The sequence below is a fragment of the Pseudomonas sp. P5_B2 genome, from assembly GCF_056400445.1.
Genome location: NZ_JBFULH010000709.1, coordinates 1 through 1,938 on the forward strand (window position 1 = coordinate 1; position 1,938 = coordinate 1,938).

The 1,938-nt window shown below is 58.3% G+C and carries 3 protein-coding genes; 2 read left to right on the forward strand and 1 reads right to left on the reverse strand.

Annotated features, from left to right (window positions below; all coding sequences use genetic code 11):
• A partial coding sequence (locus AC1DRJ_RS25860) for an HAD family hydrolase (RefSeq protein ID WP_477804657.1) occupies positions 1-280 on the forward strand: 280 nt, incomplete at its 5' end.
• 124 nt (positions 281-404) lie between these two features.
• Here AC1DRJ_RS25860 and AC1DRJ_RS25865 read toward each other — a convergent pair.
• Positions 405-1,151, reverse strand: a complete 747-nt coding sequence (locus tag AC1DRJ_RS25865) for a 3-oxoacyl-ACP reductase family protein (protein ID WP_477804658.1) — start codon at positions 1,149-1,151, stop codon at positions 405-407.
• A gap of 393 nt (positions 1,152-1,544) precedes the next feature.
• Here AC1DRJ_RS25865 and AC1DRJ_RS25870 point away from each other — a divergent pair.
• The coding region (locus tag AC1DRJ_RS25870; RefSeq protein WP_477804659.1) for a Rieske 2Fe-2S domain-containing protein at positions 1,545-1,938 on the forward strand (394 nt) is incomplete at its 3' end.

Consider the following 1,938-nt stretch of genomic DNA (forward strand, 5'->3'; position numbering starts at 1 on the left):
CATCGTGACGGCCGATGACCCGGAAGTCGGCGCAGCCAAGCCGGCACCGGATATCTTCCTCACGGCCGCGCGGCGCCTTGGCATCGCTCCGCAGGATTGCCTGGTGTTTGAAGATTCACCGTTTGGTGTCACTGCGGCGAAAGCAGCGGGAATGACTGCGATAGCGATTCCGGACGCGGCCATGGCGGATGAAAAATACGCACATGCCGATGGCATTCTTCGTACGCTGAAGGYGTTCACACCGAGTGCGTGCGGCTTGCCAGCTCTCGAATGGGCTTAACGCAACACAAATAATGTGGGAGCGAGCCTGCTCGCGAAGCGCTAGGTCAGTCGACAACTATGTTGCCTGACACACCGTATTCGCGACCAGGCTCGCTCCCACATTTTTGATTGCGTCTAGCGCGTCAGGCGCCGAAACCACCGTCGATGGTCAGGCTGGCACCGGTGATGTAACCGGCTTCGGGACCGACTAGATAGGCAACGAAGCTGGCGATTTCTTCGGCTTTGCCGTAACGACCCACCGCCATCAACGGGATCAGGCTGTCTGCGAAATCACCGTGGGCCGGGTTCATGTCGGTGTCCACCGGGCCGGGTTGCACATTATTGATGGTGATGCCGCGTGGGCCGAGGTCGCGGGCCAGGCCTTTGGTCAGGCCGACCAGTGCCGCTTTGCTCATGGCGTACGGGCCACCGCCGGCGAAGGGCATGCGATCGGCGTTGGTGCTGCCGATGTTGATGATGCGACCGCCCTCGGTCATGTGTGCGGCGGCAGCCTGGGTGGCGATGAAGACACTACGCACATTGATGGCAAGGGTTTGGTCGAAGTCTTCGAGTTTGAAATCTTCCAGTGGGGCAACGGCCAGCACGCCGGCGTTGTTGACCAGGATATCCAGGCGACCGAAGGCTTTGACTGTAGCGCTCACCGCACTGCGAATCGCCTCGGCGTCGGCGCTGTCCGCCTTGATGGCCAGGGCTTTGCCGCCGTTGGTGGTGATGCTGTTTTGCAATTCTTCGGCTTTGGCGGTGGAGCTGACGTAGGTGAAGGCAACGGTCGCGCCTTCAGCAGCCAGGCGTTTGACGATGGCTGCGCCGATACCGCGAGATCCGCCCTGGATCAACGCCACTTTGCCGCTGAGGTTCTGAGTAGTCATATCGATCTCCGATGTCCCGAAGCGGATGCCTCGGTTGATGGAGCCTAGTATCGATTGAGGCTCACACGCTGACTTCGTTGGTTAGTGTTGGCATAGCGTCAGTCAACGTCGGATCACGGCTCAAACAGGAATGGCGTTCCCAGACTCTCTGAGGCAATGACGGCCCTCTCCTGTGACCAACAGGAGGGTGTCCCTTGGGCGATTTTCGTCGAACCGGAGTTTGGATATTGCGACCGGATGAGGCAGGAAAGCGGAAGGTGCTCAAAAGGTTGAATAATGATGAATTCGATTTAATGGATCCATTGATTCGTATTGCTCTACAAAAACCTTGACTGCGGCCGGATGTATCCGCTCAAATGGATCCATAAAAACAAGCCTGCCCCGGAGATTCTCATGTATCCGAAAAACACCTGGTATGTCGCGTGCACCCCCGACGAGATCGCAAGCAAGCCCCTTGGGCGGCAAATCTGCGGTGAGAAAATCGTTTTCTATCGAGGCCATGAAGGGCGCGTTGCCGCCGTCGAGAATTTCTGCCCACATCGCGGCGCCCCCCTTTCGCTTGGGTATGTCGAGAATGGCAACCTGGTCTGTGGATACCACGGCCTGGTGATGGGCTGTGACGGCAAAACCGTCGAAATGCCAGGTCAGCGCGTCCGGGGCTTTCCGTGCAACAAGTCCTACGCGGTTGAAGAGCGTTACGGATTTATCTGGGTCTGGCCTGGGGAGCAGGGCAAGGCTGACCCAGCTCTGATCCAACATCTGGAATGGGCTGTTAGTGATGAGTGGG

What these genes read in the sequence shown, in the direction of transcription:
- AC1DRJ_RS25865 (WP_477804658.1), bottom strand. Translation starts at nt 1,151, where the DNA reads ATGACTACTCAGAACCTCAGCGGCAAAGTGGCGTTGATCCAGGGCGGA.